Below are 25,524 nucleotides of genomic sequence, written 5' to 3'. Positions count from 1 at the left end.
CCGAGAGTTCATAACGCTTTGCCATCACAGAATTCCTTTCCGCAGATGGCCGGCGACTGTACAGAACCCCGGCTGTTCCGGGGGCCACATTTCAGTTTCTTGGGATTTCAGACAGAGCCTAAAACTGCCCTTTAACGGTTTTTTCGTTATGACGTTTTACCTACCACTCGCTCTGCCGCCTCAAGATAAGCCTGTTCCCGCTCGCGCTTATCCACAGCTACCACAAAAACTACAACCTCTTGTTCGATCACCTGGTAGACCAATCGGTAGCCGCTACTGCGCAGCTTGATCTTGTAGCAGTCCGGCAAGCTATGCAGCCGGTTCGCCTCAACCCTCGGATTCAGCAAAACCGAGGCGAGTTTTTTCTTGAGTTGCTGCCGGACCGTATCCCCCAGCTTTTGCCATTCCTTTAGCGCTCGCGCATCGAACTCAAGGCTATAGGTCATCCAGCGAAACCCTCACTCGCTGAGGGTCGGCAAGGCGCTCGCGAACGATCGCTAGCAGCGCCTCATCTTCATCAGTCATGAGCACAGGCTTAAAAGGCAACTGCCCGCGCTCGGCGACGTACTGCAAGGCTTGGCGCATGAGCTCGGAGGGCGTAACACCCAACCGCTCAAGCTCACGATAGGCTCGGATTTTGAGATCGTCGTCGATACGAACATTGATGGATGCCATGATGGCTAGCTCACTGTAATGACAATAGTCTTTACAGTGGCGCAATTCTGGGCAGCAGACAAGTGGCTTATGAGCACAGACCGACGAAGGACAAGGCCGTTACACGCCGATTCGATTCCGAATACCCTGCCCTCACAGCGTTAAACCGTTCGTCTGGTGCCGGCACCATTCAAGGTTCCATAGAAAGCTTTCAAAATCTCTGGAACCCCCGAAAAGCCCGCCTTCTGGCGGGTTTTTTCGTTTTGGCGTTCCGTCACCTGAATCCGCCCCGCAAAAAGCGCACTCCACCGATGCGACGCACTGGTATCACCAAAGGGCTGCAACGCAGCCCTCGCCTGATCAGAACGCCGTACTCACCGTCACCGCCATATTCCGCGGATCCCCGTAGATCGCCCCCGCATAGAACCCGTACTGCGTGTAGTAATGCTTATCGAACAAGTTATCGACGTTGAAGCTCACCGTGGTGTCGTCAGTCAGCTGGTACTTGGCCATGGCATTCCAAATCGCATATCCGGACCAGTTCACGTCAGTAGCCCCTCCACTCACACCGTTCACCGGCTGCCCAGCCGGGCTTGAGATTGCGCGGATGTTGGTTTGTGCCTTGACGCCTGCGCCGAGGGTCAAGCGGTCTAGCGGGCCGCTCAGGCGGTAGGTGGTCGATGCCTTGAACAGGTGCGACGGGTCACTTCTGCCGTCGCTGTCGACGCGGCGGAAATGCAGGTAGGTGTAGCCGGCATAGACGTTCCAGTTCGGTGTCAGGGCGCCAGCGATTTCGAGGTCGATACCGTCGGTTTCCTGGCCGGTGCCGGCCTTGTAGGCGTCGCCGCCGGTTGGCGTGGTCAGGCCGTCGTCTAGCACGGCCTTGTTCTGCTGCTTGGTGCGGAAATACGCCGCCGATGCGTTCAAGCGGCCATCCAGCCACTCACCCTTGATACCGGTTTCGTAGCTCTGGCCGCGAATCGGCTCGACCTTGGTGCCGCTGGCCGTTTCGGCAGTCTGGGGGTTGAAGATGTCGGTGTAGCTGGCGTACAGCGAGTAGGTGTCGTCGAGGTCATATACCGCCCCCAGGTAGGGCGTGACGATGCCGTGGTTCTGCTGGTTGCTGCGCACGCCGCTGACGTTGCGGGTGGTGGCCGAATAATCAGTGCTGCGCACGCCGACGATCACCGACAGGGGGTCGGTGATGCTCAGGCGGGTGGCGGCGTACAGGCCTTGCAGGCGGGTGGTGGTCTTGGTGTGGCGGCCGGTGCGGGAGGCGATCATGTCGTAGTCGCTGTCAACGCCGTTGTGCCAGTCGGTCACCGGGAAGCCGTTGTTGGCGCGGAACTGGCAGCCCACCGATGGCGCGCTGATGCGGTCGTCGCTGACCATGGTGCAGCTGTATTCCGGCGACCAGGCCACGGTGCGGCTGTCGTTGTAACCGACCATGGCCTGGTGGGTGCGGCCGAACAGCTGGAACGGGCCCGAGAGGTCGATCTGGGCGGATTGCTGGGTGGTGTCGCTGGTGCTGTGCAGGCCGTTGAGCACGGCGCCGCTGCCGTCCTGGTCCCAGTAGCCGCCGTAGCGGCCGCGCCCCGCCGAGTTGACCTTGGCCAAGCCTCGGTGGTTGAGCACTTCGGCAGTGCTCTGGGCGGCCTTGAGGTCCAGTGTCCAGTCGTTGTCGAAATGGTGCTCCAACGAGCCGAATGCGGTGCGGGTGGTGTACTCGCCAAAGCTCCAGCTCGGGACCAGGTTGGTGCTGCGCGGCAGGTCGGTCTTGCTGCCGTCGCGATACCAGATGGGGATGTTCGCGCCCCATCCGCCGCCGACCACTTTGTTGTACTCGTACTGGTAACCGGCACCGAGGGTGGTGGCGTCGTCCAGGTCGAACTCGAAGTTGGCCAGGGCAGCGCGGGAGCGCTCGGACTGGTTGTCGCGGAATGAGTTGGCGTCCTGCTGGGTCATCACGAAGCGTGAGCGCAGGCGGCCATCTTCGGACAACGGCAGGTTCAGGTCGGCGCCCAGGCGGCGTTTGTCCCAACTGCCATAGGTGGCGTATGCACTGCCACCGAAGGTGCGGGTCGGGGCCTTGCGGATCAGGTTGACGGTGGCCGACGGGTCGCCGGTGCCGCCGAGCAGGCCGTTGGCGCCGCGCACGATGTCGATGCGTTCGTACAGGTCCATGTTCAGCGCATTGCCGCCGCCGCTGAAGTCGGAACCGCCCTGGAACTGCAGTCCATCGACCTTCCAGTTGCTGATCGAGTAACCCCGGGCACGAAAGTCGGTGCGACCACCGACCTCGGACTTGGTGGCGCTCACGCCTGGCGTGGTGTCCAGCGCCTGTTCGAGGGTATGGATGTCGCGGTCGTCCATCTGCTGGCGGGTGATGGTAGTGACCGATTGCGGGGTCTGGCGTGGGGTCAGATTCAGGCCGGTGGAGCTTCGGGTGCTCTCGACCGTGTAACCCAGCTGGCCAGCCTCGTCGGCCGGGACCAGGGCGCTGTCCTCGATTTGCGTGGCCTCCAGCTCCAGCGGTTGGCTGTCGGCAGCCATGGCACCGCCGCTCAAGGCGACGGCAATGAAGAAGGCAAGCGGGTGAAGGTGGTTAACGCCTCGGTGGATGGGTGAGACGTCGGGCATGATGCGCTGATGATTCATTTGGGAAGGCTTCGTATTCGCAGTTGATTTTTTGTTACGATTCTAGGCATCCGCCCTTCGGGCTCCATGCCCGGCTTGTACGGGCATGTAATCGAACGTAACGAGCGCTGCCGACCTTCCGCCAACAGGTGTTTTTCGATGAGCACAACCTTGCTTGTCGTCGATGATGACGACGAGATCCGCGAACTTCTTTGCGAGTATTTGACCGAAGCCGGCTATAGCGTGCTGGCAGCAGCCCATGGCGACGAGATGCGCGCGCAGTTGGCGCGGCACAAGGTCGACCTGGTGGTACTCGACCTGATGCTGCCTGGCGAAGACGGCCTGAGCCTGTGCCGTCAGTTGCAGGCAACGCCCGGCCTGGCGGTGATCATGCTGTCGGCCAAGGGCAGCACCCTGGACCGCATCATCGGCCTTGAGGTGGGTGCCGACGATTACCTGGCCAAGCCCTTCGAACCGCGCGAATTGACCGCTCGCATCAAGGCGGTGCTGCGCCGTCCCCAGCGCCTGGAGGCGGCCACCGACGCGCCGGTGGCCGAAACACAACACTTCGCGGGTTTTGCCATCGACCATATCAAGCGCCTGCTCACCCGCCCGGACGGGGAGTCGCTGACCCTGCCGCGCTCGGACCACCGTGTCCTGCGCGAGCTGCTGGACGCCAACAGCCGCGTGGTGTCCCGCGACCAACTGACCCGCAGCGCGTTCGGTCGCGACCACCACCCCGACGACCGCTCGGTGGATATGTGCATCAGTCGCCTGCGCCAGCAGTTGCGCCGCGCCCCCGAAGGCGACGTGCAGATTCTGACCATTCGCAACGAAGGCTATCTGTTGAACATCGCCCGCGCGGGGGCGGATGCCTGAGGTGCCTTGGCTGCGCCGACTGTGGCCGCGTACGTTGTTTGGCCAGCTGCTGCTGATCATGGTCAGTGGCACGCTGGTGATCCAGCTGATGTCGAGCAGCATCTGGTTCGATGTGCGTTTCGCTCAGGTGCTGGAAGCGCCAGTGCGGTTGCTCGCCGCCCGCAGCGCGCCGCTGATCGCCCAGGCGGACTGCCCGGTCGGCCAACTGCAGGCGCCGACGCATTACCGCTTGCGCTGCGTCGAGGCCTTGCCGGGGGCGAAACAGGACGAGCGCCGGGGGCGACGGCGAGTCGAGCTGCTACTGCGCCAGGCGTTGGAATACGAGCTGGGCAAGGCTCAGGATGTGCGCCTGTTGAACGTGCAACTGACCGATGAACTGGGCCAACCGATCGTCTGGCGCAGCCTGTTCGGACTGCGTACGGCGCAGGCGCATATCCAGTTCGCGGTTCCCTTGGCCGACGGCCATTGGCTGACCATCGACGGCCAGGAGCTGCAAGGCTGGAGCGGTGAATCGGCTTGGCTGCTGATCAGTGACTACCTGCTGCGGGTATACGCCTTGCGGATCGTTGCGGTGCTGCTGGTCTGCCTGGTCGCGGTGCGCCTTTGCCTGCGCCCACTAAGGCGGTTGGCCGATGCTGCACGTGGGTTGGGCAGCAATCTGGAACAACCGCCGCTGGCCCTGGACGGGCCCCAAGAAGTGCGCCAGGCAGCGCAGGCATTCAATGCCATGCAGCAGCGCCTGATTGCCATGGTCAACGACAAGGCTCATTTTCTGGCCGCCGTATCCCACGACTTGCGCACGCCGCTGACGCGCATGCGGCTGCGATTGGAACGCCTGCAAGACGCCGAACAGCGTGAACGCCTGCGGCAGAACATCACCCAGATGGACAACATGATCGGCCAGGTGCTCGATTACCTGCGCGCTGGCGAGCAACAGAACCTGCAGCCAGTCGACCTCGACCGCTTGGTGGCCCGGTTATGCGCCGACCTGGCCAGCGCCGACGAGCCACTGCCGGTACAGGGCAAGGTGGGCAATGTGGAGGGCGATGCCTTGCTGTTGCAGCGCTGCCTGCAAAACCTGCTGGTCAATGCCCTGCGTTATGCCAAAGCGGTGTCGGTGACGCTGGAACGTGCCACCACGCATGTGCTCATCCACATCGACGACCGCGGGCCGGGTATCGCACCGGGGCTGCTGGCGACCATCGTTGACCCGTTCGTGCGGGGTGAAGGTTCGCGCAACCAGGCCTCGGGTGGCTACGGGCTGGGATTGAGCATCGCCCAGCGGATCGCTGCCAGCCATGGTGGCGAGCTGAGGTTGATGAACCGCGAGGGCGGTGGCTTGCGGGTCAGTGTTCTACTGCCGGGGTAGGGCCGGATTGGCCAACGGTTTGCCCCCATGAGGCCAAAAGCGCCCGCACAACCCATCATCGCGTAACAGTGTTTTACCGATTCTCCAGGTTTTCCCAACTGTCGCTTTGCCTATCCTAGGCCCGGTCATCCTGTCAGCGATGGATCCATGAAACACTCTCTTCCCAGCCGTTACGCCTGCCTGGCGACTTGCCTGATCTTCACCTTCGCCAGCCTCCCGTACCTTGGCCAACATGACTGGCTCTGGCCCGTCACGGTCATCACCGCGCTGCTCAGTCTGATCGGCCTCAACGACCTGCGCCAAAGCCATCACGCGGTGCGGCGCAACTACCCGATCCTGGGCAACATTCGCTACTTGATCGAAACCATCCGCCCGGAAATCCGCCAGTACCTGATCGAGGGCGATGACGACAAGCTGCCCTTCTCCCGTTCGCAGCGCTCGCTGGTGTACGCCCGGGCCAAGAACGAGAGCGCCGAGAAGGCATTCGGCACCCTCAACGATGCCTACAAGCCTGGCTTCGAGTTCATCAGCCACTCCATGGTGCCGGTGGCCACGCCTGACCCGGCGTCGTTCCGCATCGCCATCGGTGGTCCGCAGTGCCGGCTGCCGTATTCGGCGTCGATCTTCAACATCTCGGCCATGAGTTTCGGCGCACTCAGCGCCAACGCCATCGCCGCCCTCAACCAGGGCGCACGCATGGGGCGTTTCGCCCATGACACCGGCGAGGGCAGCATCAGCCCCTACCACCGCGAACACGGTGGCGACCTGATTTGGGAGATCGGCAGCGGCTACTTCGGTTGCCGGACCGAGGAGGGTCGCTTCGACCCCAAACGCTTCGCCGAGCAGGCGCGCTCGCCCCAGGTGAAGATGATCGAGGTCAAGCTCAGCCAAGGCGCCAAGCCTGGCCACGGCGGCATCCTGCCAGGGCACAAGGTCAGCCCGGAGATTGCCGCCACCCGTGGCGTGCGCGTTGGCGAAGACTGCATCTCACCCGCCGCCCACAGCGCCTTCCGCACGCCGGTGGAACTGCTCAAGTTCATCGCTAGCCTGCGTGAGTTGTCAGGGGGCAAACCCGTGGGGTTCAAGTTCTGCCTGGGCCACCCGTGGGAGTTCATGGCCATCGCCAAGGCCATGCTGGCCACCGGCATCACGCCTGATTTCATCGTCGTCGACGGCAAGGAAGGCGGCACCGGCGCGGCGCCACGCGAATTCAGCGACAACATGGGCGTGCCCATGCGTGAAGGCCTGATGTTCGTGCACAACACCCTGGTGGGCCTGAACCTGCGCAGCAGTATCCGCATCGGTGCCGCCGGCAAGATCGTCAGCGCCTTCGATATCGCCAGCGTGCTGGCCATCGGTGCCGATTGGGTCAACTCGGCGCGTGGCTTCATGTTCGCCATTGGCTGCATCCAGTCGCAAAGCTGCCATACCAACAAATGCCCGACCGGCGTCGCGACCCAGGACCCACTGCGTCAACGCGCCCTGGTGGTGCCGGACAAGGCCGAGCGCGTCGCCAGCTTCCACCGCAACACCTTGCACGCGCTGGCCGAGATGCTGGCCGCGGCGGGCCTGGAACACCCGTCGGAGCTCAAGCCCAAGCACCTGGCGCGGCGCATCAGCACCAGCGAAATCAGCCTGTTCTCGGACTTGCATCAGTTCCTCAAGCCAGGCGAATTGCTCAGTGGCTCGATCGAAAGTGAGTTCTACGCGCGGATGTGGCGCATGGCCCGCAGCGACAGCTTCGCGCCAGATACCGGTGAGGCCCTGGTGGCGCCAGCGGTGGCTGCGGTACGCCGAAACGAAACAGCCCCGGCATAGGCCGGGGCTGCTGGTGACGCGATCAGGATCAGAAGATGCTGATCGGGTACTCGACGAACACACGAACTTCGTTGCCGTCGTCCATGTAGTTGCCGTTCTGCTGGACAGCGTTGTTGGTACGCACGAACGAGCTACGCAGCTTGATCGACAGGTCCTTGGCCGGACCGTCTTGAACGACGTAACGGATCTGGTTGAAGATCTCGCGCTCTTTACCTTCACCGAAGCCTTGCGGGGCGCCGACCTTGCGGGTGTTGATGTTGTCACCCACGACGTAGGCCACTTTGTAGGTCAGACCCGGAATGCCGAAGGCACCGAAGTCCAGGCCATAGCCCAGCTGCCAGGAACGCTCGTCCTCGGCGTTGAAGTCGGACCAGTAGGAGTTGGCCAGGTAGATGGTCGAACCACCGTCACCCACGCCACCTTCGTTCTGGTACCAACCGTAGTTGTAGCCAGTGCTGCCGGTGCTGCGCTGGTGCGCAAGGGTGAAGGAGTGCGGGCCGTAGGCGTAGGTCGCAGCCAGGCTCCAGATGGTGTTGGAGTCGCCGTTAAGACCAGCGGACTGCACATACTTCTTGTCGATGTCCGACTTGTAGCCGTTGAAGTCCAGGGTCAGGGACTGGTCATTGGCGATCGGGAAGACGTAGTTCAGGCCCAGGTAGTGCTTCTTCATCACGTCTTCGTTGTCTGCGGTGTACAACGAAGCGGTGAAGTTATCGGTGAACTTGTAGCTACCGCCGAAGACGTTGATCGACTTCAGGCCGCCACCGTCACGACGCTCGGCACTCTTGCGCGCTTCCTGGGTGAAGCGGCCGGCGTTCAGCTCCAGGCCTTCGATCTCCTTGGAGGTGATCAGGGTGCCGGTGAAGCTTTCTGGCAGCAGACGTGCGTCGTCGTATTGCAGCACTGGCAGGGTTGGCATCTGGTCACCGTACTTGAGCACGGTGTTGGAGATGCGGAACTTCACGGCAGCGCCCGCACGGGCCAGATCATGCGGCGAGCTGGCATTGTCATCGGCGTTCTTGGTGTTGTGCGGTTTGAAGAAGTCGACGCCGGCACCGCCATTGTGACCTTTGCCGCCATCCAGACGCACGGCGTACAGGCCGAATGCGTCGACGCCGACACCAACGGTGCCTTGGGTGAAGCCAGAGGAGAAGTTGGCGATGAACGCTTGGCCCCATTCGATCTGGTCATCGGTACCGTGCTTCTTGTCACGGTTGATGTAAGCGTTACGCAGGAGAACGTTTGCGTGGCTGTCTTCGATGAAGCCCTTGCTTTCGGCCTGCTCGTTGGCCTGGGCCTGGGTCGCGGCGATCATCGCCAGCGCGACCAGGCTGATCCTGGTTTTCAACATGTTGTTTTCCTTATTTCTTAATCAAAAACGCTCTGCAATATGACGCCAGGAACCAACGCCCCTTCGTAGGTTCGACGCTTTGCGGATCCAAACTGAAAAGCCCGCCAATGGTCGGGTGGCGGGCCTTGTGCAGCAGCATGGCCATAGGTGGCCAGCAGGCGTTGGCCGAATCGTAGCCGCGTGCGATTACAAATGTCAAAAACTCGTGAAATGCAGGTTGATATAACCAAAATAACCCTAAGGTCTGGTGCATTTCAATGCAGGTGCCCGGTCAAGACAGACAATTTATCTCTGGCCGAGGAAAAATCGACCGGCCGAAGTGGACACTACCCACAGCGCTTGTTGAACAAGCCGAGGGGGAGCAGATACGCAAAAAGCGCACCCCAAAAAAAACGCCACCGCAAGTGCGGTGGCGTTCATTTGTTGACAGGTCAACCCCTGATCAATGCCATACGGCCAGCAGCGCTTCTAGCTCTGCATCGCTGATCAGCCCTTGGGGGTATCGCCCGTCCAGCAGGCGGCGAGGGTCGGTCGTCCTGACCCGTTTGCATCCATGGTGTTTCAACCACTGCGCCAGAATTTGGAGCGATTGGTGATCCACTGCCGATGGGGGCAATGCCGACTCACTTGCTGCATTCATCTTTCCACGTACTCCCTGGGCCCCGTGAGCGGCAAATTTACGTTGGTATTGTTACAGAACGGCACTTCCCGTCTGCTGGGTCTAAGCCCATGAAAAACAATACAAAACATATGCCATGTGGCCTGCCGAACATCTGCCGGAAACAAAAGGCCCGTCAATTGACGGGCCTTTTGTGGGAGTTGCGTATCAGCGCTTGACCGGTGCCGGTTGCTGTTGAGTCAGGCAGTGGATGTTGCCTCCGCCCAGCAGCAGTTCACGCCCCGGAATCATGACCACCTCGTGGTCCGGGAAGACCTTGGCCAGAATCGCTCTAGCCTGCGCATCTGCTGGGTCGTCGAAGCTTGGAGCAATGATGCCGCCGTTGACGATCAGGAAGTTCACATACGACCCTGCCAGGCGGACCGAGGGGTCGCGCTCCTGGCTACCCGCGACATGGTCGACGCCGTCACATTCTTCCTGGGTGGCGAACAGTGGGCCCGGAATCGGCATCTTGTGCACCACAAACTCGCGCCCTTTGGCGTCGCGGCTATTTTTTAGCACCTCATAGGCCGCGTGGCAGCGTGCATAGTTGGGATCGTTGGAATCATCGGTCCAGGCCAGTAACACTTCGCCTGGGCTGACGTAACAGCAGAAGTTGTCGACATGGCCGTCGGTTTCGTCGTTGTACAGGCCATCGGGAAGCCAGATGATGGTCTCGACCGACAGGTGCTCGCGCAGGATGTCTTCGATCTGCTCGCGGTTCAGGTGCGGGTTACGGTTACGGTTGAGCAGGCATTCCTCGGTGGTGATCAGGGTGCCTTCACCATCCACGTGAATCGAACCGCCCTCAAGCACGAAACCCTCGGTGTGGTAACGCTGGCAACGTTCCATTTCCAGGACCTTGGCCGCCAGCTCTTCATCGCGGTTCCACGGCGCGTACAGGCCCCCGTCGAAACCACCCCAGGCATTGAAGCCCCAGTCCACACCGCGCACTTCGCCATGGTCGTTGATGACGAAAGTCGGGCCGGTGTCGCGCACCCAGGCATCATCGTTGCTGATCTCAACCACACGGATGTTCGGCAGGTCGAGCTGACGACGGGCGTTCTCGTACTGGCCCGCGGAAACCGCCACGGTAACAGGCTCGAAGCGCGCGATGGCCTTGGCCAGGGTCACATGGGCGGCCTGCGCCGGCTTGCCACCCAGGCGCCAGTTGTCCGGACGCTCCGGCCAGACCATCCAGACCTGGCTCTGCGGCGCCCACTCGGCTGGCATGTGGAAGCCGTCGGCGCGGGGTGTCGAGTTAAGGGTTTTCATGGTTAACCTCTTGTAGAGCCCGGCGTGCTGGCCAGGGGTTGCGCTGTTCAGTTGCCTGCCAATTTAACCGATAAATATCGGCTTTAGAAGCCATAAGACCAACCGTTTAAGCATAAGAGAACGGAATCACGCCGATAACAATCGACTTAAATGTGTAACACAGCCACGTTAAACCTGTCAGCAAAGCGGCCCCGCATCGCAGGCACTGAAGATGAAACCTCTTTCACATTTCACTTATCTCGCCCGCAAAATCGCCGATAAACAAGCGTTGAAGATGAAATGATGAGCGTGACCGCAAGCGCTGCCATGCTGGCAATCTAGGCTGCAAGAGGCCAGGGTGGCTAAATTGAACAGGGACTGACACGGTCGAATCAGAGCTCAGGGGGCCAGTTATCGCCATGAACATCATTGCCACCGACATCCCTGATGTGCTGATCATCGAACCCAAGGTCTTCGGCGACAGCCGCGGCTTTTTCTTCGAGAGTTTCAACGCCCGCGACTTCGCCAGGCAAACAGGTTTCACTTCGCCCTTCGTCCAGGACAACCACTCACGCTCTCGACGCGGTGTGCTGCGCGGGCTGCACTACCAGATCGACAACCCCCAGGGGAAATTGGTTCGGGTAACGCATGGCGAAGTGCTGGATGTGGCCGTGGACATTCGGCGCAGCTCGCCCACCTTCGGGCGTTGGGTGGCTACCCGACTGAGCGCCGATGGCCACCGCCAGTTCTGGATTCCCCCTGGGTTTGCCCATGGCTTCCAGGTGCTGAGCGAGTCGGCGGACTTCCTGTACAAGACCACCGATTACTACAACCCCGCCGCCGAACGTTGCATCCGCTGGGACGACCTTGAGCTTGCCATCGAGTGGGACAAGAAGTACCCGCCCATCCTTTCTGCCAAGGACCAGGCAGGCGCCCCGTTGAGCGAAGCGGATCTGTTCCCCTGAGTCGCGTGATGGCCGCAGGCGCTGATGACCTGCCGTAACTAGCGCATAATTGCGCCAGACTCTTCTGGCGCCTTTACGCGATGATTGCAAAACCCACGCCCCCTCGCCGCCCCCGCTGGCGCAGCCTGGCCCTGCTGGCCCTGTGCCTGGCTCCGTTGCTGTGGCCCCTGCACCACCTCGCCGAACGTTACTATCAGGACGAACTGGCCTCGCAGAACCGCCAGACCCTCGACCTGTATGTCGCGAACCTGCTCGGCACCCTGCACCGGTACGAGACCTTGCCGCAGATCCTCGGCGACCTGCCGGCGCTGCGCAACGTGCTGGCCGACCCGTTTCGCATAGAAGCGGTCACCAACGCCAATCGCTTGCTCAAGGACATCGTCCACCAGACCGGTGCCGAGGTGATGTACCTGATGGACGTGAGCGGCAACACCCTGGCCGCGTCGAACTGGGACAAGCACGACAGCTTCGTCGGCCGTAACTTCGCCTTCCGCCCGTACTTCATCGAAGCCATGGAAGGACGTCTGGGGCGCTTCTTCGGTCAGGGCACCACCTCGGCCAAACGCGGCTACTTCTTCGCCGCGGCCGTGCGCGACCGCGAACGGGTGGTCGGCGTGCTGGTGGTCAAGGTCGACCTGGACCACACCGAAACCCTTTGGGGCCGGACGCCCGAGCAACTGCTGCTGACCGACCAGAACGGCGTGGTGGTGCTGACCTCGCGGCCAGACTGGCGTTTCCGTTCCACCCGTGAGCTGACCGAGGCCGAACGCCAGGCGATCATCGCCATCCAACCCTACCCAACCCAGGCGCCGCAGCCGTTGACCCTGGACCCTCAGGCCTGGCTGATCCAGACCCGCGACATCAAGGAAACCGGCTGGCAAGTCAGTATTCTCGCCCCACGCATCCTGGTCGACCGCTCGGTGCAGACCGTCATGGCCATCGGTGGCGGCGCCTTGCTGGTGCTGATGTTGCTGGCCGGGCTGGTAATGCAGCGACGACGCCACTACATCGATCGCATCGACTTCGAAGCACGTGGCCGCCAAGAGCTCGAAAAGCGTGTGATGGAACGTACCGCCGACCTCGAAGGCCTCAACGCCCGCCTCAAAAGCGCGGTGCTCGAACGTGAGAATGCCCAGCAGGAATTGGTCCGTGCCCAGGACGAGCTGGTCCAGGCCGGCAAGCTGTCGGTGCTCGGTACCATGTCGGCGAGCATCAGCCATGAGCTCAACCAGCCCCTGGCCGCGATCCGCAGCTACGCGGAAAACGCCGAGATCCTGCTCGACCACCAGCGCACCGAAGATGCCCGCGGCAACCTCAAGCTGATTGGCGAGCTGACCGGGCGCATGGCTTCGATCATCGCCCACCTGCGTGCGTTCGCCCGGCGCGATCGCCATGCCCCGGAGAGCGTGGCCCTGCAGCCGGCCCTGGATGATGCCCTGGCCCTGCTGGCCAAGCGTCGGCGCGCCATGGCCGTGGAACTGATCCGCGACCTGCCGGACGCCACCCTTTGGGTGCAGGCCGGTGAAACCCGCCTGCGCCAGGTGCTCGGTAACCTGCTGGCCAACGCCCTCGATGCACTGACCGAAAAAGCCAACCCACGTCGACTTTGGTTGAGTGCCGAAAAGCGTGACGACTACGTCTACCTGTACATTCGCGACAATGGCCCAGGTTTCAGCCGCCAGGCCCTGGAGCATGCCAAGGAGCCATTCTTCACCACCAAGACCCGCACCCAAGGCCTGGGCCTGGGCCTGGCTATCTGCGAAAGCCTGATGCGCGCCCTGGGTGGCGAACTGCTGCTCGGCAACCACCCGGAAGGTGGCGCCCTGCTGACCTTGCAGCTGCGTGTGGCCAAGCCTGGCGCCAACCTGCAACCTTCGGAGGACCCCTCGGCATGACGACCGAGACATTCATCGACAGCCACGCCCAGGTCATTCTGGTGGACGACGATCCACACCTGCGCCAGGCCCTGAGCCAGACCCTCGACCTGGCGGGGCTGAAGGTGGTCGCCCTGGCCGATGCACAGGACCTGGCCGGGCGCATCGAGCCTGACTGGCCGGGGGTGGTGGTCAGCGATATCCGCATGCCTGGCATCGATGGCCTGCAACTGCTGGAACAACTGCACGGGCGCGACAACGAGCTGCCGGTGCTGCTGATCACCGGCCACGGCGATGTGCCGCTGGCGGTACAGGCCATGCGCGCCGGGGCCTACGACTTTCTGGAAAAGCCGTTCGCCACCGATGCCTTGCTCGATAGCGTGCGCCGCGCCCTGGCCTTGCGCCGCCTGGTGCTGGACAACCGCAGCCTGCGTCTGGCCCTGAGCGACCGTCAGCAGCTGTCCACTCGCCTGGTTGGCCAGTCGCCCGCCATGCAGCGCCTGCGCGAGCAGATCGGCGCCCTGGCCGGTACCCGCGCGGATGTCCTGATTCTGGGCGAGACTGGCGCCGGCAAAGAGGTGGTCGCACGTGCCCTGCATGACCTTTCCAGCCGCCGCGATGGACCGTTCGTGGCGATCAACGCCGGGGCGCTGGCCGAGTCGGTGGTGGAAAGCGAACTGTTCGGCCATGAGCCGGGCGCCTTCACTGGCGCGCAAAAACGCCGCATCGGCAAGTTCGAGTTCGCCAATGGTGGCACGCTGTTCCTCGACGAAATCGAGAGCATGAGCCTGGATGTGCAGGTCAAGCTGCTGCGCCTGCTGCAAGAACGCGTGGTCGAACGCCTGGGCGGCAACCAGCTTATCCCGCTGGATATCCGCGTGATCGCTGCCACCAAGGAAGACTTGCGCCAGTCCGCCGACCAGGGCCGCTTCCGCGCCGACCTTTACTACCGCCTGAACGTCGCCCCGCTGCGTATCCCGCCACTGCGTGAACGCGGCGACGATATTCTGGTGCTGTTCCAGCATTTTGCCGATGCCGCCAGCCAGCGCCACGGTCTTGCGCCACACAGCCTGCAACCGGCGCAACGCGCCATGCTGCTGCGCCACGACTGGCCAGGCAATGTGCGCGAACTGCAGAACGCCGCCGAGCGTTTCGCCCTGGGCCTGGAGCTGGCCCTCGACGGCCAGTTGCCAGCCGCGACGGCACCGGCAGCCCCGGTGCTCAGCGGCAATCTCAGCGAACAGGTCGAACAGTTCGAACGCTCGCTGATCGCCGCCGAGCTGGCCCAGCCGCACAGCTCGATGCGCAGCCTGGCCGAAGCCCTTGGCATCCCCCGCAAGACCCTGCACGACAAGCTGCGAAAGCATGGCCTTAGCTTCGAAGGCGCCAGCAGCGGAAACGACGACCAAGAGGACCCTCGCCCATGACCACCGACAGCCAGTACCTGCAGTCCGTACTGCACCATGACATTCCCCTGACCCGCGAAATGGGGCTGGAAGTCGTTGGCTGGCAAAATCACTGCCTGCAGCTGCAACTGCCGCTGGAGGCCAACGTCAACCACAAGAGCACCATGTTTGGCGGCAGTCTGTATTGCGCCGCGGTGCTGGTAGGTTGGGGCTGGTTGCACCTGCGTCTACGCGAGCTGGGCATCGATGACGGCCACATCGTCATTCAGGAAGGCCAGATCAGCTATCCGCTGCCGGTGACGGGTGCGGCCCAGGCGCGGTGCCCGGCGCCAGACGACAAGACCTGGGAGCGGTTCATCACGCTGTATCAGCGTCGCGGACGGGCGCGGCTGACGCTGGAAACCACCGTCAGTAATCTTGGCAGCGACGAGCCTGCGGTGCGTTTCAGCGGGCAGTACGTACTGCATCGCTAAAGCAGCAGATCGCCGGCAAGCCGGCGATCGACCCGCACACCATCAACGTTTGACACAGTGCTCGATGAACGCCTCACGCCAGCTGGCAGCGGCCGGCAAGGCCAGGAAGAAGGGGTTGAGCAGCGACTCCCGCGCGGGATAGCGAAATGGCTGACCGTCCACTTCGATGACCTCGCCGCCCGCACCCTCCACGACACCCTGGGCAGCTGCCGTGTCCCATTGCGAAGTCGGCGCCAGACGCGGGTAGCAATCGGCGCTCCCCTCAGCCAGCAGGCAAAACTTCAGGGAGCTGCCGATATTGGCCAGTTCCAGCTCACCGACAGTGCCTCCCAACCCCGCCAGTAGCGCCTCCTGCTGAGGGCTGGAATGACGACGGCTGGCCACCACCGTGAAACGGCTACCGGCAGGCGGCGTGTTGCGCACCCGAATAGACAGGGGATCGGCACCTGGATCGGCACGCCAGGCACCGAACTGCCGACCACCGAAGTAGCAGCGACCATTGGTCGGCATGGCCACCACGCCAAACACCACCTCGCCTTCCTCGATCAGGGCGATATTGACCGTGAACTCTTCGCTGCCGGCGATGAACTCCTTGGTGCCATCCAGCGGGTCGACCAACCACCAGCGCGTCCAGCCCTGGCGCTCGGTCAGCGGGATGTTGCAGTCCTCTTCCGACAGCACGGGAATGTGCGGCGCCAGGGCCGCCAGGCCGTCGGCGATGACCCGGTGCGCTGCCAGGTCGGCAGCCGTCACCGGCGAATCGTCGGCCTTGGCGGTCACCGCTACGTCCGACTGCCAGAACGGCAAGATAGCCTCGCCCGCCTGCACGGCCAGCTTCACCACTTCATGCATCAGCTGTTGGTCGTTCATGCGTCGAGCAGCCCCCGCTGGATCAGCAGGTCGCGGGCCAGGTACAGCGCCGCCAGCGCCCTGCCCTCGGTGAACTGCGGGTGCATGGCCAAGGCGGACAACTCGCGCAGGTTGACCTTGTCGACCCGCATCGGCTCCGGCTCGTCACCTTCCAGGCGCTCTTCGTACAAGTCAGTGGCCAATACCACCTGGATCTTCTGGCTCATGTAGCCCGGCGACAGCGACAGCTCGGTCAGGTGCTCAAGCTGCCGAGCGCCGAAACCGGCTTCTTCCTTGAGCTCACGGTCAGCCGCCGCCAGCACGTCTTCGCCCGGTTCGATCAGGCCTTTGGGCAGCGACAGCTCGTACTCGTCGGTACCGCCGCAATACTCTTCGACCAACACCGCGTGCTCTGCATCGAGCATAGCCACCACCATCACCGCGCCGTAACCGTTGCCTCGGCCCACCAAGCGCTCGTAGGTGCGCTCGTTGCCGTTGGCGAAGCGCAACTGCACGGCCTCGACGCGAAACAGGCGGCTGCTGGCGACGATCTCGCGATTGAGGACGGTAGGTTTCTGGCGCATGGGGCGGCTCCTTGGCGTGAACGGGTTACTATACCGTGGCTTGCCGACTGATCGAGAGTTTCCCATGCCTGTTCTTCCCTGGTCCGCCATCGATACCGTCCTGCTGGACATGGATGGCACACTGCTCGACCTGCACTACGACAACCGTTTCTGGCTGGACCACCTGCCCCAGCGCTACGCCGAACTGCATGGGGTGAGCCGGGCCATGGCGGAACTGGAGCTGCAACCGTTGTTCGAGCGCAACGCCGGTACGCTCAACTGGTACTGCCTGGATTTCTGGAGTCGCGAACTGAACCTGCCGATCCGCGAACTCAAACGCGAAATCGCCCACCTGATCGCCCTGCGACCCGATGCCGACACCTTCCTGGCGGCAGTCCGCAAGGCAGGCAAGCGGGTGGTAATGATCACCAATGCCCACCGCGACTCGCTGTCGCTGAAACTGGAGCGTGTGGAGCTGGCGTGTTACTTCGAGCGGCTGATCAGCTCCCATGACTATGGGTACCCAAAGGAAAGCCCGCAATTCTGGGACGCACTGCAAGCCGATATCGGTTTCGATCCGGCCCGTAGCCTGTTCATCGACGACACCCTGGCGATTCTGCGCAGTGCACAAAGGTTTGGCGTGGGGCATCTGCTGGCGGTACGCCAACCCGACAGCCAGGCAGCCCCGCGGGACACCCAGGAGTTTGCGGCGGTCGAGGATTACCGGGAATTACTGGCCGGGCTGTAGCACCGTGATCGACGCCAAGCCTTCCCCTGCACGAGCCGGCTTGGCCTCGATAGCACCACCCGATCAGTCCGGAATCCGCAGCACCTGCCCCGGATAGATCTTGTCAGGGTGCTTGAGCATCGGCTTGTTCGCCTCGAAGATCTTGTTGTACTGGTTGGCATCGCCATATTCGGCTTTGGCGATGGCACTGAGGGTGTCACCCTTCTTGACCGTGACGAACCGCGCGGCCTGGGCAACCGGCCCGGTGACGGTGATCTGGTCCTCGACAGTGGCCACTCCGGCGATATTGCCGGCTGCCAGAATGATCTTTTCCTTTTCCTCCTGGCTGGCCACCTCGCCCTTGAGGATGATCTTGTCTCCTTCCACAGTGGCGCTGATGTTCGGGTTTCCCAGCCCGACGGTCTCCACATGCTTCTTGAGCTGTTCCTCGGCCTTGGCATTGCCGGGGGTCAGCAGGTCGATCAACTTCTCGCCGGCTTCCTTCACGAAACTGAACAGGCTCATGACGCGCTCCTTGTTGATGAAACCTCGGAGCCAGGAGTCTAGGCCAGGATCGCCGCCCCCGCTCCCCTGCGACCAATCGACGCGCTCTATCAAGGCATAGACCCTAGCGATTAGACGTGGGCAGCCCACGCGCCTAGGCTTGTGCTATCAAAAAGCCGTCGAAAGCCAGCTCCGATGAACAGCAAGCCTCCGGTCTGCGCGGCCTCCACACCCCTGTCCATGCCGGCCGCCAGCAATACCTACGATTACGTGCAGCTCGACGATGGCGAACGAGCCAGCACCCCGCTTGCCGAGGAAGTCGCCCTGGCCATCGCCTACAACGGCCTCAATCAGGCCGTGATGCTGGTCAGCCCCACCGACCTTGAGGACTTCGCGGTCGGCTTCAGTGTCGGCAGTGGCATCGTCGAAGGCACAGCGGAAATCTACGACCTCAAGCTCTCGGGCAGCGGCTCGGCCATGTATGCCGACATCGAGATATCCAGCCGCGCCTTCTGGAACCTGAAGAACCAACGCCGTCAGTTGGCCGGCACCAGTGGCTGCGGCCTGTGCGGGGTCGAGGCCCTGGAACAGGCCTTGCCAGAGTTGACCGAGTTGCCCGGCGCGCCCCTGCCGCCGGCGGCCTGGCTGGTCGGCCTGCGCCAGCGTATCGACCAGTTCCAGCCCTTGGGGCAGCACTGTGGGGCGGTACACGCCGCACTGTTCATGGACCGTAACGGCGAGTTGCTGCTCGGCCGTGAAGACATCGGCCGACACAACGCCCTGGACAAGCTGATCGGCGCGCTGCTGCGTCGGGAAATCAGCACCGACGGCGGCCTGGCCATCGTCACCAGCCGCTGCAGCCTGGAACTGATCCAGAAAGTCCTGCGCGCCGGGATCCAGACCCTGGTGAGCCTCTCGGCCCCGACCGGCCTGGCCCTGCAGTGGGCGCGCAAGCACAACCTCAACCTCATCCACCTGCCCAAACACAGCGCACCGCGGGTCTACAGCCCAGCGGCGGAGTCGTAACAGTCGTGACCTCGTACCAGCACCTTCCAGACAACGCCCCAGCTTCCACCCCTCGCTACAAGCCCTATGACGGCCCCGCCGGAGGCTGGGGCGCGCTGCGCAGCGTGGCCAAGGCCTGGGTCGCGAGCGACAACGCGCTGAAGAACATTCGCGCACTGCTCAAGACCAACCAGAACGGCGGCTTCGACTGCCCCGGCTGCGCCTGGGGCGACTCGCCCGAAAGCGGCATGGTCAAGTTCTGCGAGAACGGCGCCAAGGCGGTCAACTGGGAAGCCACCAAGCGTCGGGTGGATGCGGCCTTCTTTGCACGCTACAGCGTGAGCGCATTGCTCGAACAAAGCGACTACTGGCTCGAATACCAGGGCCGCCTGACCGAGCCAATGGTTTACGATCCGGCCAGCGACCGTTACCGACCTATCGCCTGGGACGACGCCTTCGCCCTGATCGCCCGCGAGCTGAACGCCCTGCTCACCCCCGATCAAGCTGAGTTCTATACCTCGGGCAGGGCCAGCAACGAAGCGGCATTCCTCTACCAGCTGTTCGTGCGCGCCTACGGCACCAACAACTTCCCCGACTGTTCGAACATGTGCCACGAGGCCAGCGGCGTAGCCTTGAGCCAGAGCGTCGGGGTCGGCAAGGGTACCGTCACCTTCGACGACTTCGAGCATGCCGACGCGATCTTCGTCTGGGGCCAGAACCCCGGCACCAACCATCCACGCATGCTCGACCCACTGCGCGATGCGGTCAAACGCGGCGCCCAGGTGGTGTGCGTCAACCCGCTCAAGGAACGTGGCCTGGAACGCTTCCAGCATCCGCAAAACCCGCTGGAAATGCTGACCAACAGCGACCGCCCGACCAATACCGCCTTTTTCCGCCCGGCCCTGGGCGGCGACATGGCGATGCTGCGCGGCATGGCCAAGTTCGTCCTGCAGTGGGAGCGCGAAGCCCAGGCCAAGGGCGAGCCAGCCGTATTCGACCATGCCTTCATCGCCGAGCACGGCCATGGCGTCGATGAGTACCTGGCAGCAGTGGATGCCACCTCGTGGGAGCATATCCAGGCCCAGTCCGGCCTGGCCCTTGCCGACATCGAGCTGGCAGCGCGCATGTATTGCCGCGGCAAGCGCGTGATCATGTGCTGGGCGATGGGCATCACCCAGCATCGCCATTCGGTGCCAACCATCCAGGAAATCGTCAACTTGCAGATGCTGCGCGGCAACATCGGTGTACCAGGCGCCGGCCTGTGCCCGGTACGTGGCCACAGCAACGTGCAGGGCGACCGCACCATGGGCATCAACGAACGCCCACCGGCAGCGCTGCTCGATGCCATCGAGAAGCGCTTCAACTTCCGTGTGCCACGCCACAATGGCCACAATACCGTCGAGGCGATCCACGCCATGCTCGATGGCCGGGCCAAGGTGTTCATCGGCCTGGGTGGCAACTTCGCCCAGGCCACGCCGGACACCGAGCGCACCGCTCAGGCCCTGCGCAACTGCGATCTGACCGTGCACATCAGCACCAAGCTCAACCGCAGCCACCTGATCCATGGCAAGCAAGCGCTGATTCTGCCGTGCCTGGGCCGCACCGACATCGACCTGCAGAGCGAAGGCCCGCAGGCGGTCACTGTGGAAGACTCGTTCAGCATGGTCCACGCCTCCAACGGCCAGCTCAAGCCGCTGTCGACCCTGATGCGTTCGGAACCAGCCGTTATCGCCGGCATCGCCGCCGCCACACTGGGCAAGCGTCCGGTGGACTGGCACTGGCTGGTGGCCGACTACGACCGTATTCGCAACCTGATCGGCGACACCATTGCCGGTTTCAGCGGCTTCAACGAGCGCCTTCGTCATCCCGGCGGCTTCTACCTGGGTAACAGCGCCAGCAGCCGTGAGTGGAAAACCAACACCGGTCGCGCCAACTTCAAGGCCAACCTGCTACCGGACACTTTGCTCGATGAGCGCGTCCGGGCCAGCGGCCAGTTGCCCGACCTGATCATGCAGTCGATGCGCTCGCACGACCAGTACAACACCACGATCTACGGCCTGGATGACCGCTACAGGGGGGTACGTGGTCAGCGCGAAGTACTGTTCGCCAACGAAGCGGACATCATCCGGCTGGGCTTCCAGCCGGGGCAAAAGGTCGACATCGTCTCATTGTGGGGGGATGATCATGTACGCCGTGTGCACGGGTTCACGTTGCTGGCGTTCGACATCCCGGCTGGCCAGGCAGCGGCTTACTATCCGGAAGTGAACCCGCTGATTCCGCTTGAGAGCATCGGTGAGGGCAGCCATACGCCAACCTCCAAATTCGTCGCCATCAAACTGGAGCGAGCGCGGGATGATGGTCGTATTCTGTAGGCACCGGCTGGGCGACGATCAGGCCTGAAAACGCACCTGCGAAAACGAAAAAAGCCCTGTCCGTAATGGCTCAGGGCTTTTGTCATAACAGCCTAAGACAAGCGAAAATCGAGAAAGTTTCAACGAAAAAACAGTAACTTAGAGAATTGTGTACAACTCGTGTTACTCGTCGGATTTTCGTTGCCAGCAGCCTCGCAGAGCCTCAAATTCGCCTCGTCATCCCTATGAGGCTTTCTCGATGAAGAAGTACTCCTCGATTCTGTTGTTGTCTTTCAGCTTGCTCAGCGGCGTTGCCATGGCAGGCGGCACCACCGAGGCCGGCATTGGCGGCGCATTGGGTGGGGTACTGGGCTCGGTTGTGGGCCAGTCCATCGGTGGTAGCACCGGCGGCGCCATTGGCGCTGGCCTGGGCGGTGCCGCAGGCAGTGCGGTAGGTGCCGACAAGCACCAGCGTGGTGAGGCCGCCATCGGCGGTGCGCTGGGTGCGGCAGGCGGTAACGTGGTAGGTCGCTCCGTAGGCGGTACCACCGGTAGCTACATTGGCGCAGCAGCCGGCGGTGGTGCCGGTGGTGCGCTGGGTAACTACATGGGTAACAAGGCCGATGAAGACGAGCGTCACGAGCACCGCCGTTATCGTCGTGACTACGACGACCGTCGTCACTGGGACCGTGGCCACCACTACGGTCACCGCAAGCACAAGCGCCACTGGCGCGACTAATGCCTGAGGCCTCTGGCCTGGCAACAAAAAGCCCCGCCCTCACCCGCGGGGCTTTTTTATGTCTGAGGGTCCAACTGCAGGCCCGAGAGAATGCTGCTCAACGCGCTCGGCAGCGGCACCGGGCGACCGCTTTCCCGCTCGATGAACACCTGCACCACCCTACCGGCCGCACAGGCATCCTGATCCCCAGGGCGAAACAGCGCCAGACGGTACTCCACCGTGCTGCCCGCCAGGCGGGTTATGCCCAAGCCCACCTCCAGCACATCCGGGAAACCCGGCAGCGCATAGAAGTCCGCCGACGAACTGACCACGAAGGCTGCCAACTCACCATCGCGCAAGTCCATATCGGCTTGCTCGACGAGAAATGCCTGAATGGCGGTCTCGAAGAAGCCATGCACGGTGGCACCGGCGACATGACCGTTGTGGTCGTTGTCCTGAGGGCGAGTGAGTATCGGGTGAAAGTGGGAAAAGGCGGTTCGGTTTGGGGATTCTGTCATTGACCTGGCCCGGTGATTTGCACGGATATCGACAAGTGAAACAGAATTTTCCTGCAGGCGGATAAATTTTACCGGCTGCTAAAGGGCCCATGGCGGCACAGGGGCAGCGCAGAACCTGCAAGCGCTGGTTTGCCAGCGACGGGGAATCGGCTTGACCGCCGGTAGCAACGCTAGACACGAAAAAGCCGCCCCTTGGGGCGGCTTCTTCGTTGCAACCAGCGACAGCTTACAGCTGCGGACCAGCGGCCTTGATGGCGTCGGATACGTCGAACTTCTTGAAGTTCTCGGTGAACAGCTTGGCCAGACCCTTGGCGGCTTCATCGTAGGCGGCTTTGTCAGCCCAGGTGTTACGTGGGTTGAGCAGCTCGGTCTCGACGCCTGGAACAGCCTTGGGCACGTCCAGGTTGATGATGTCCAGGTGCTCGGTCTCGGCACCGATCAGTGCGCCGCTCTGGATAGCGGAGATCACGCCACGGGTGGTCGGGATGCTGAAGCGCTTGCCGACGCCGTAGCCACCGCCGGTCCAGCCGGTGTTGACCAGGTAGACCTTGGAGCCAAAGGCATTGATGCGCTTGATCAGCAGCTCGGCGTACTCGCCAGCCGGACGCGGGAAGAACGGTGCGCCGAAGCAGGTGGAGAAGGTCGACTTGATGCCGCCACCCGAGCCCATTTCGGTGGAACCGACCAGCGCGGTGTAGCCGGACAGGAAGTGGTAGGCAGCCTGTTCGTTGTTCAGGATCGAAACCGGAGGCAGAACACCAGTCAGGTCGCAGGTCAGGAAGATGACCGCGTTAGGCTCGCCGCCCAGGTTGGCTTCGGAACGCTTGGCAACGTGCTCCAGCGGGTAGGCAGCGCGGCTGTTCTGGGTCAGGCTGACATCGGCGTAGTCGGCGTGCTTGTTGGCGTCGAGAACGACGTTTTCCAGCACTGCACCGTGCTTGATGGCTTTCCAGATGACCGGCTCGTTCTTCTCGGACAAGTCGATGCACTTGGCGTAGCAGCCGCCTTCCATGTTGAAGACGACGCCTTCACCCCAACCGTGCTCGTCGTCACCGATCAGGTAACGGCTTTCGTCGGCCGACAGGGTGGTCTTGCCAGTGCCGGACAGGCCGAAGAACAGGGTTACATCGCCTTCTTCGCCGATGTTGGCGGCGCAGTGCATCGGCAGCACGTCGGCGGCCGGCAGCAGGAAGTTCTGCACCGAGAACATGGCTTTCTTCATTTCACCGGCGTAGCGCATGCCAGCGATCAGCACTTTCTTCTGGGCGAAGTTGATGATCACGCAACCATCGGAGTTGGTGCCGTCACGCTCAGGCTCGCAGACGAAGTTGGCGACGTTGAGGATCTGCCACTGGTCGCGACCGGCCGGGTTGTACTGGCCCTTCTCCGGGTTGATGAACAGGCAACGGCCGAACAGGTTCTGCCAGGCGGTCTGGGTGGTCATCTTGACCGGCAGGTAGTGCTCGGCGGCAGCCCCTACGTGAACGTAGGAAACGAAGTGATCCTGAGCGTTGTTGAACGCTTCGACGCGATCCCACAGGGCATCGAACTTGTCGGCCGGGAACTTGCGGTTGATCGGGCCCCAGGCGATGGCGTCCTGAGTGGAAGGTTCTTCGACGATGAAACGGTCAGCCGGCGAACGACCAGTACGGTGACCGGTCTCGACTACCAGTGCGCCAGTATCGGCCAGCACGCCTTCACCGCGGGACAGCGCTTCTTTTACCAGCTCATCGACGCTCAGGTCGGTGTACACGGTGTTGTTGGCTTGCGTCATGAGATACCCCATCCGGCCCGAGGCCGAGTGCTCCAAACGTTTTGTAGTTGTCTGTAAAAAACTACTACAGCGAAAAAAGTGGCCGGATTATGCCAGAAACGCCCAAAAAAAGTAGGCCCCTCCTGTCAGAACTGCTCTTTTGCGCAATTCGACAGGAGATTTCCCTGAAATTAAACGTTTCAGTGGCGAGTTTCTGACGCCGAGTTCGTGCCACCGCCGGCAAACAGTTGCGCAACATCGCTGGCATCGAAGAAATAGCGCTCGTTGCAGAACTGGCAGTCGATCTCGACCTGTCCGCCACATTCTTCCACCAGCTGCGTAGCGTCGTGCTCGCCAAGACTGACAAGCGCATTGCCGGAACGTTCGCGCGAGCAACTGCATTTGAAATGCAGCGGCTGGATATCGAACAAGCGAACGGCGTCTTCGTGGTAGAGGCGGTGCAGCAGGGTTTCGTTGCCCAGCTTCCACTCTTCGGGCTTGAGCGTGCTGGCCATCGCAATGACGTGCTGCCAGCTGTCTTCACGCTCTTCATCGTCCGGCTGACGATCGCGCGGCAACTGCTGCAGCAGCAATCCGCGCGCTTCGCCATTACTGGCATCGAGCCAGAAGCGGGTGTTGAGCTGCTGCGACTGAACGAAGTAATTGGTGAAGCATTCCGACAGCGTGGCGCCATCGAGGTCGACGGTGCCCTGGTAGCGCTGGCCTTTGATCGGGTCGATGGTCAAGGTCAGGTGGCCGTCCGGCATCAACTGCGACAGGGTCGCGTCGTCAGGAATCTGGTCAGCCTCATAGCGCGCCATGCCGCGGATCTCACGCTCGCTCGAGCACTCCATCATCAGCAGTGGGATCGGCCCTGCCGAACGCGCCTGCAGGATCAGCAGCCCGTCGAACTTGAGCGCACCGACCAGCAGCGAGGTCGCCGCCATCAGTTCACCAAGCAGCTTGGCGACCGGTTGCGGGTACGGATGGCGAGCCAGCACATCGGCATAGCTCTGGTCGAGCGACACCCACTCACCGCGCACATCGCGCTCGTCGAAGATGAAACGTTGGGTGAAATCTGTATCTGGCAAGTCGCTCATGGTTGTCTGGCTATCTAAAAATGATGACAAAATAATTACAGGGAGTTACGAACCCCCGTGGCAGAGCGCTCAAAAGGCCGCTCCGTTTCCTGTTGGCA

At 62.4% G+C, this 25,524-nt stretch carries 23 protein-coding genes; 11 read left to right on the top strand and 12 right to left on the bottom strand.

Going from position 1 to position 25,524, the window contains the following annotated elements:
* Positions 1-146 precede the first annotated feature (146 nt).
* The 3 genes from H620_RS0109565 to H620_RS0109555 form a co-directional block, all read right to left on the bottom strand.
* Positions 147-446, bottom strand: coding sequence for a type II toxin-antitoxin system RelE family toxin (locus H620_RS0109565; protein ID WP_027907232.1), 300 nt, complete (start codon positions 444-446; stop codon positions 147-149).
* Positions 436-675, bottom strand: coding sequence for a type II toxin-antitoxin system RelB/DinJ family antitoxin (locus H620_RS0109560; protein WP_023382870.1), 240 nt, complete (start codon positions 673-675; stop codon positions 436-438). Before H620_RS0109560 ends, H620_RS0109565 begins: the two co-directional genes overlap by 11 nt.
* A 339-nt stretch (positions 676-1,014) precedes the next feature.
* Entirely contained in the window at positions 1,015-3,312 is a 2,298-nt protein-coding gene (locus tag H620_RS0109555) for a TonB-dependent siderophore receptor (protein ID WP_027907231.1), read from the bottom strand.
* 138 nt (positions 3,313-3,450) lie between these two features.
* On the opposite strand from H620_RS0109555, the gene H620_RS0109550 reads away from it, so the two are divergent.
* The 3 genes from H620_RS0109550 (at position 3,451) to H620_RS0109540 (ending at position 7,357) form a co-directional block, all read left to right on the top strand.
* Positions 3,451-4,170, top strand: a complete 720-nt coding sequence (locus tag H620_RS0109550) for a response regulator (protein ID WP_023382872.1) — start codon at positions 3,451-3,453, stop codon at positions 4,168-4,170.
* On the top strand, positions 4,163-5,539 hold the full coding sequence (locus H620_RS0109545) for an ATP-binding protein (RefSeq protein ID WP_049818751.1): 1,377 nt from the start codon (positions 4,163-4,165) through the stop codon (positions 5,537-5,539). Before H620_RS0109550 ends, H620_RS0109545 begins: the two co-directional genes overlap by 8 nt.
* Before the next feature lie 147 nt (positions 5,540-5,686).
* Entirely contained in the window at positions 5,687-7,357 is a 1,671-nt protein-coding gene (locus tag H620_RS0109540) for an FMN-binding glutamate synthase family protein (RefSeq protein ID WP_023382874.1), read from the top strand.
* Between the two features lie 28 nt (positions 7,358-7,385).
* On the opposite strand, the gene H620_RS0109535 is transcribed toward H620_RS0109540, so the two are convergent.
* The 3 genes from H620_RS0109535 to aguA form a co-directional block, all read right to left on the bottom strand.
* Positions 7,386-8,708: an OprD family porin gene (locus tag H620_RS0109535; RefSeq protein WP_023382875.1), complete on the bottom strand. Its 1,323-nt coding sequence runs from the start codon at positions 8,706-8,708 to the stop codon at positions 7,386-7,388.
* Positions 8,709-9,150: 442 nt separating this feature from the next.
* The gene (locus H620_RS27385; RefSeq protein WP_081669664.1) at positions 9,151-9,348 is read right to left on the bottom strand and encodes a hypothetical protein; all 198 of its coding nucleotides are present in this window, start codon (positions 9,346-9,348) and stop codon (positions 9,151-9,153) included.
* 186 nt (positions 9,349-9,534) lie between these two features.
* Entirely contained in the window at positions 9,535-10,641 is a 1,107-nt protein-coding gene (gene aguA / locus H620_RS0109530) for an agmatine deiminase (protein WP_023382876.1), read from the bottom strand.
* A gap of 398 nt (positions 10,642-11,039) precedes the next feature.
* Between aguA and rfbC the strand changes: the two genes are divergently transcribed.
* The 4 genes from rfbC to H620_RS0109510 all read left to right on the top strand — a co-directional run bounded on the left by rfbC (position 11,040) and on the right by H620_RS0109510 (position 15,338).
* Positions 11,040-11,585, top strand: a complete 546-nt coding sequence (rfbC, locus tag H620_RS0109525; protein ID WP_023382877.1) for a dTDP-4-dehydrorhamnose 3,5-epimerase — start codon at positions 11,040-11,042, stop codon at positions 11,583-11,585.
* A gap of 80 nt (positions 11,586-11,665) precedes the next feature.
* On the top strand, positions 11,666-13,480 hold the full coding sequence (locus H620_RS0109520; RefSeq protein ID WP_027907229.1) for a sensor histidine kinase: 1,815 nt from the start codon (positions 11,666-11,668) through the stop codon (positions 13,478-13,480).
* On the top strand, positions 13,477-14,886 hold the full coding sequence (locus H620_RS0109515) for a sigma-54-dependent transcriptional regulator (RefSeq protein ID WP_023382879.1): 1,410 nt from the start codon (positions 13,477-13,479) through the stop codon (positions 14,884-14,886). Before H620_RS0109520 ends, H620_RS0109515 begins: the two co-directional genes overlap by 4 nt.
* The gene (locus tag H620_RS0109510; RefSeq protein WP_023382880.1) at positions 14,883-15,338 is read left to right on the top strand and encodes a YiiD C-terminal domain-containing protein; all 456 of its coding nucleotides are present in this window, start codon (positions 14,883-14,885) and stop codon (positions 15,336-15,338) included. Before H620_RS0109515 ends, H620_RS0109510 begins: the two co-directional genes overlap by 4 nt.
* Positions 15,339-15,380: 42 nt before the next feature.
* On the opposite strand, the gene cysQ is transcribed toward H620_RS0109510, so the two are convergent.
* Both cysQ and nudE read right to left on the bottom strand, forming a co-directional pair.
* Entirely contained in the window at positions 15,381-16,208 is an 828-nt protein-coding gene (gene cysQ / locus H620_RS0109505; RefSeq protein ID WP_023382881.1) for a 3'(2'),5'-bisphosphate nucleotidase CysQ, read from the bottom strand.
* Complete coding sequence (nudE, locus tag H620_RS0109500; RefSeq protein WP_023382882.1) at positions 16,205-16,771, bottom strand: ADP compounds hydrolase NudE; 567 nt, start codon at positions 16,769-16,771, stop codon at positions 16,205-16,207. The genes cysQ and nudE overlap by 4 nt, the downstream gene beginning before the upstream one ends.
* A gap of 64 nt (positions 16,772-16,835) precedes the next feature.
* On the opposite strand from nudE, the gene yrfG reads away from it, so the two are divergent.
* Positions 16,836-17,498, top strand: coding sequence for a GMP/IMP nucleotidase (yrfG, locus tag H620_RS0109495; protein WP_027907228.1), 663 nt, complete (start codon positions 16,836-16,838; stop codon positions 17,496-17,498).
* 63 nt (positions 17,499-17,561) lie between these two features.
* Here yrfG and lysM read toward each other — a convergent pair whose 3' ends face one another.
* Positions 17,562-18,002, bottom strand: a complete 441-nt coding sequence (gene lysM / locus H620_RS0109490; protein WP_023382884.1) for a peptidoglycan-binding protein LysM — start codon at positions 18,000-18,002, stop codon at positions 17,562-17,564.
* A 174-nt stretch (positions 18,003-18,176) separates the two neighbouring features.
* Here lysM and fdhD point away from each other — a divergent pair, with 174 nt between their 5' ends.
* The 3 genes from fdhD to H620_RS0109475 all read left to right on the top strand — a co-directional run bounded on the left by fdhD (position 18,177) and on the right by H620_RS0109475 (position 22,076).
* On the top strand, positions 18,177-19,007 hold the full coding sequence (gene fdhD / locus H620_RS0109485) for a formate dehydrogenase accessory sulfurtransferase FdhD (RefSeq protein ID WP_023382885.1): 831 nt from the start codon (positions 18,177-18,179) through the stop codon (positions 19,005-19,007).
* A gap of 5 nt (positions 19,008-19,012) precedes the next feature.
* Complete coding sequence (locus H620_RS0109480; protein ID WP_027907227.1) at positions 19,013-21,358, top strand: FdhF/YdeP family oxidoreductase; 2,346 nt, start codon at positions 19,013-19,015, stop codon at positions 21,356-21,358.
* 238 nt (positions 21,359-21,596) lie between these two features.
* Positions 21,597-22,076, top strand: a complete 480-nt coding sequence (locus H620_RS0109475; protein WP_023382887.1) for a glycine zipper domain-containing protein — start codon at positions 21,597-21,599, stop codon at positions 22,074-22,076.
* Between the two features lie 56 nt (positions 22,077-22,132).
* Here H620_RS0109475 and H620_RS0109470 read toward each other — a convergent pair whose 3' ends face one another.
* The 3 genes from H620_RS0109470 to hslO form a co-directional block, all read right to left on the bottom strand.
* Complete coding sequence (locus H620_RS0109470; protein WP_023382888.1) at positions 22,133-22,573, bottom strand: acyl-CoA thioesterase; 441 nt, start codon at positions 22,571-22,573, stop codon at positions 22,133-22,135.
* Between the two features lie 226 nt (positions 22,574-22,799).
* Positions 22,800-24,347, bottom strand: coding sequence for a phosphoenolpyruvate carboxykinase (locus H620_RS0109465; RefSeq protein WP_023382889.1), 1,548 nt, complete (start codon positions 24,345-24,347; stop codon positions 22,800-22,802).
* 179 nt (positions 24,348-24,526) lie between these two features.
* The gene (gene hslO, locus H620_RS0109460; RefSeq protein ID WP_023382890.1) at positions 24,527-25,426 is read right to left on the bottom strand and encodes an Hsp33 family molecular chaperone HslO; all 900 of its coding nucleotides are present in this window, start codon (positions 25,424-25,426) and stop codon (positions 24,527-24,529) included.
* Between the last annotated feature and the right edge of the window lie 98 nt (positions 25,427-25,524).

It is taken from the genome of Pseudomonas taiwanensis DSM 21245, assembly GCF_000425785.1.
Lineage (GTDB): Bacteria > Pseudomonadota > Gammaproteobacteria > Pseudomonadales > Pseudomonadaceae > Aquipseudomonas > Aquipseudomonas taiwanensis.
Note: the sequence above shows the minus strand (reverse complement) of the source record. Positions and strands in the feature narration are given on the sequence as shown.

Coding starts and splice junctions, on each gene's coding strand:
- H620_RS0109565 (WP_027907232.1), bottom strand. CDS start 446: ATGACCTATAGCCTTGAGTTCGATGCGCGAGCGCTAAAGGAATGGCAA.
- H620_RS0109560 (WP_023382870.1), bottom strand. CDS start 675: ATGGCATCCATCAATGTTCGTATCGACGACGATCTCAAAATCCGAGCC.
- H620_RS0109555 (WP_027907231.1), bottom strand. CDS start 3,312: ATGAATCATCAGCGCATCATGCCCGACGTCTCACCCATCCACCGAGGC.
- H620_RS0109550 (WP_023382872.1), top strand. CDS start 3,451: ATGAGCACAACCTTGCTTGTCGTCGATGATGACGACGAGATCCGCGAA.
- H620_RS0109545 (WP_049818751.1), top strand. CDS start 4,163: ATGCCTGAGGTGCCTTGGCTGCGCCGACTGTGGCCGCGTACGTTGTTT.
- H620_RS0109540 (WP_023382874.1), top strand. CDS start 5,687: ATGAAACACTCTCTTCCCAGCCGTTACGCCTGCCTGGCGACTTGCCTG.
- H620_RS0109535 (WP_023382875.1), bottom strand. CDS start 8,708: ATGTTGAAAACCAGGATCAGCCTGGTCGCGCTGGCGATGATCGCCGCG.
- H620_RS27385 (WP_081669664.1), bottom strand. CDS start 9,348: ATGAATGCAGCAAGTGAGTCGGCATTGCCCCCATCGGCAGTGGATCAC.
- aguA (WP_023382876.1), bottom strand. CDS start 10,641: ATGAAAACCCTTAACTCGACACCCCGCGCCGACGGCTTCCACATGCCA.
- rfbC (WP_023382877.1), top strand. CDS start 11,040: ATGAACATCATTGCCACCGACATCCCTGATGTGCTGATCATCGAACCC.
- H620_RS0109520 (WP_027907229.1), top strand. CDS start 11,666: ATGATTGCAAAACCCACGCCCCCTCGCCGCCCCCGCTGGCGCAGCCTG.
- H620_RS0109515 (WP_023382879.1), top strand. CDS start 13,477: ATGACGACCGAGACATTCATCGACAGCCACGCCCAGGTCATTCTGGTG.
- H620_RS0109510 (WP_023382880.1), top strand. CDS start 14,883: ATGACCACCGACAGCCAGTACCTGCAGTCCGTACTGCACCATGACATT.
- cysQ (WP_023382881.1), bottom strand. CDS start 16,208: ATGAACGACCAACAGCTGATGCATGAAGTGGTGAAGCTGGCCGTGCAG.
- nudE (WP_023382882.1), bottom strand. CDS start 16,771: ATGCGCCAGAAACCTACCGTCCTCAATCGCGAGATCGTCGCCAGCAGC.
- yrfG (WP_027907228.1), top strand. CDS start 16,836: ATGCCTGTTCTTCCCTGGTCCGCCATCGATACCGTCCTGCTGGACATG.
- lysM (WP_023382884.1), bottom strand. CDS start 18,002: ATGAGCCTGTTCAGTTTCGTGAAGGAAGCCGGCGAGAAGTTGATCGAC.
- fdhD (WP_023382885.1), top strand. CDS start 18,177: ATGAACAGCAAGCCTCCGGTCTGCGCGGCCTCCACACCCCTGTCCATG.
- H620_RS0109475 (WP_023382887.1), top strand. CDS start 21,597: ATGAAGAAGTACTCCTCGATTCTGTTGTTGTCTTTCAGCTTGCTCAGC.
- H620_RS0109470 (WP_023382888.1), bottom strand. CDS start 22,573: ATGACAGAATCCCCAAACCGAACCGCCTTTTCCCACTTTCACCCGATA.
- H620_RS0109465 (WP_023382889.1), bottom strand. CDS start 24,347: ATGACGCAAGCCAACAACACCGTGTACACCGACCTGAGCGTCGATGAG.
- hslO (WP_023382890.1), bottom strand. CDS start 25,426: ATGAGCGACTTGCCAGATACAGATTTCACCCAACGTTTCATCTTCGAC.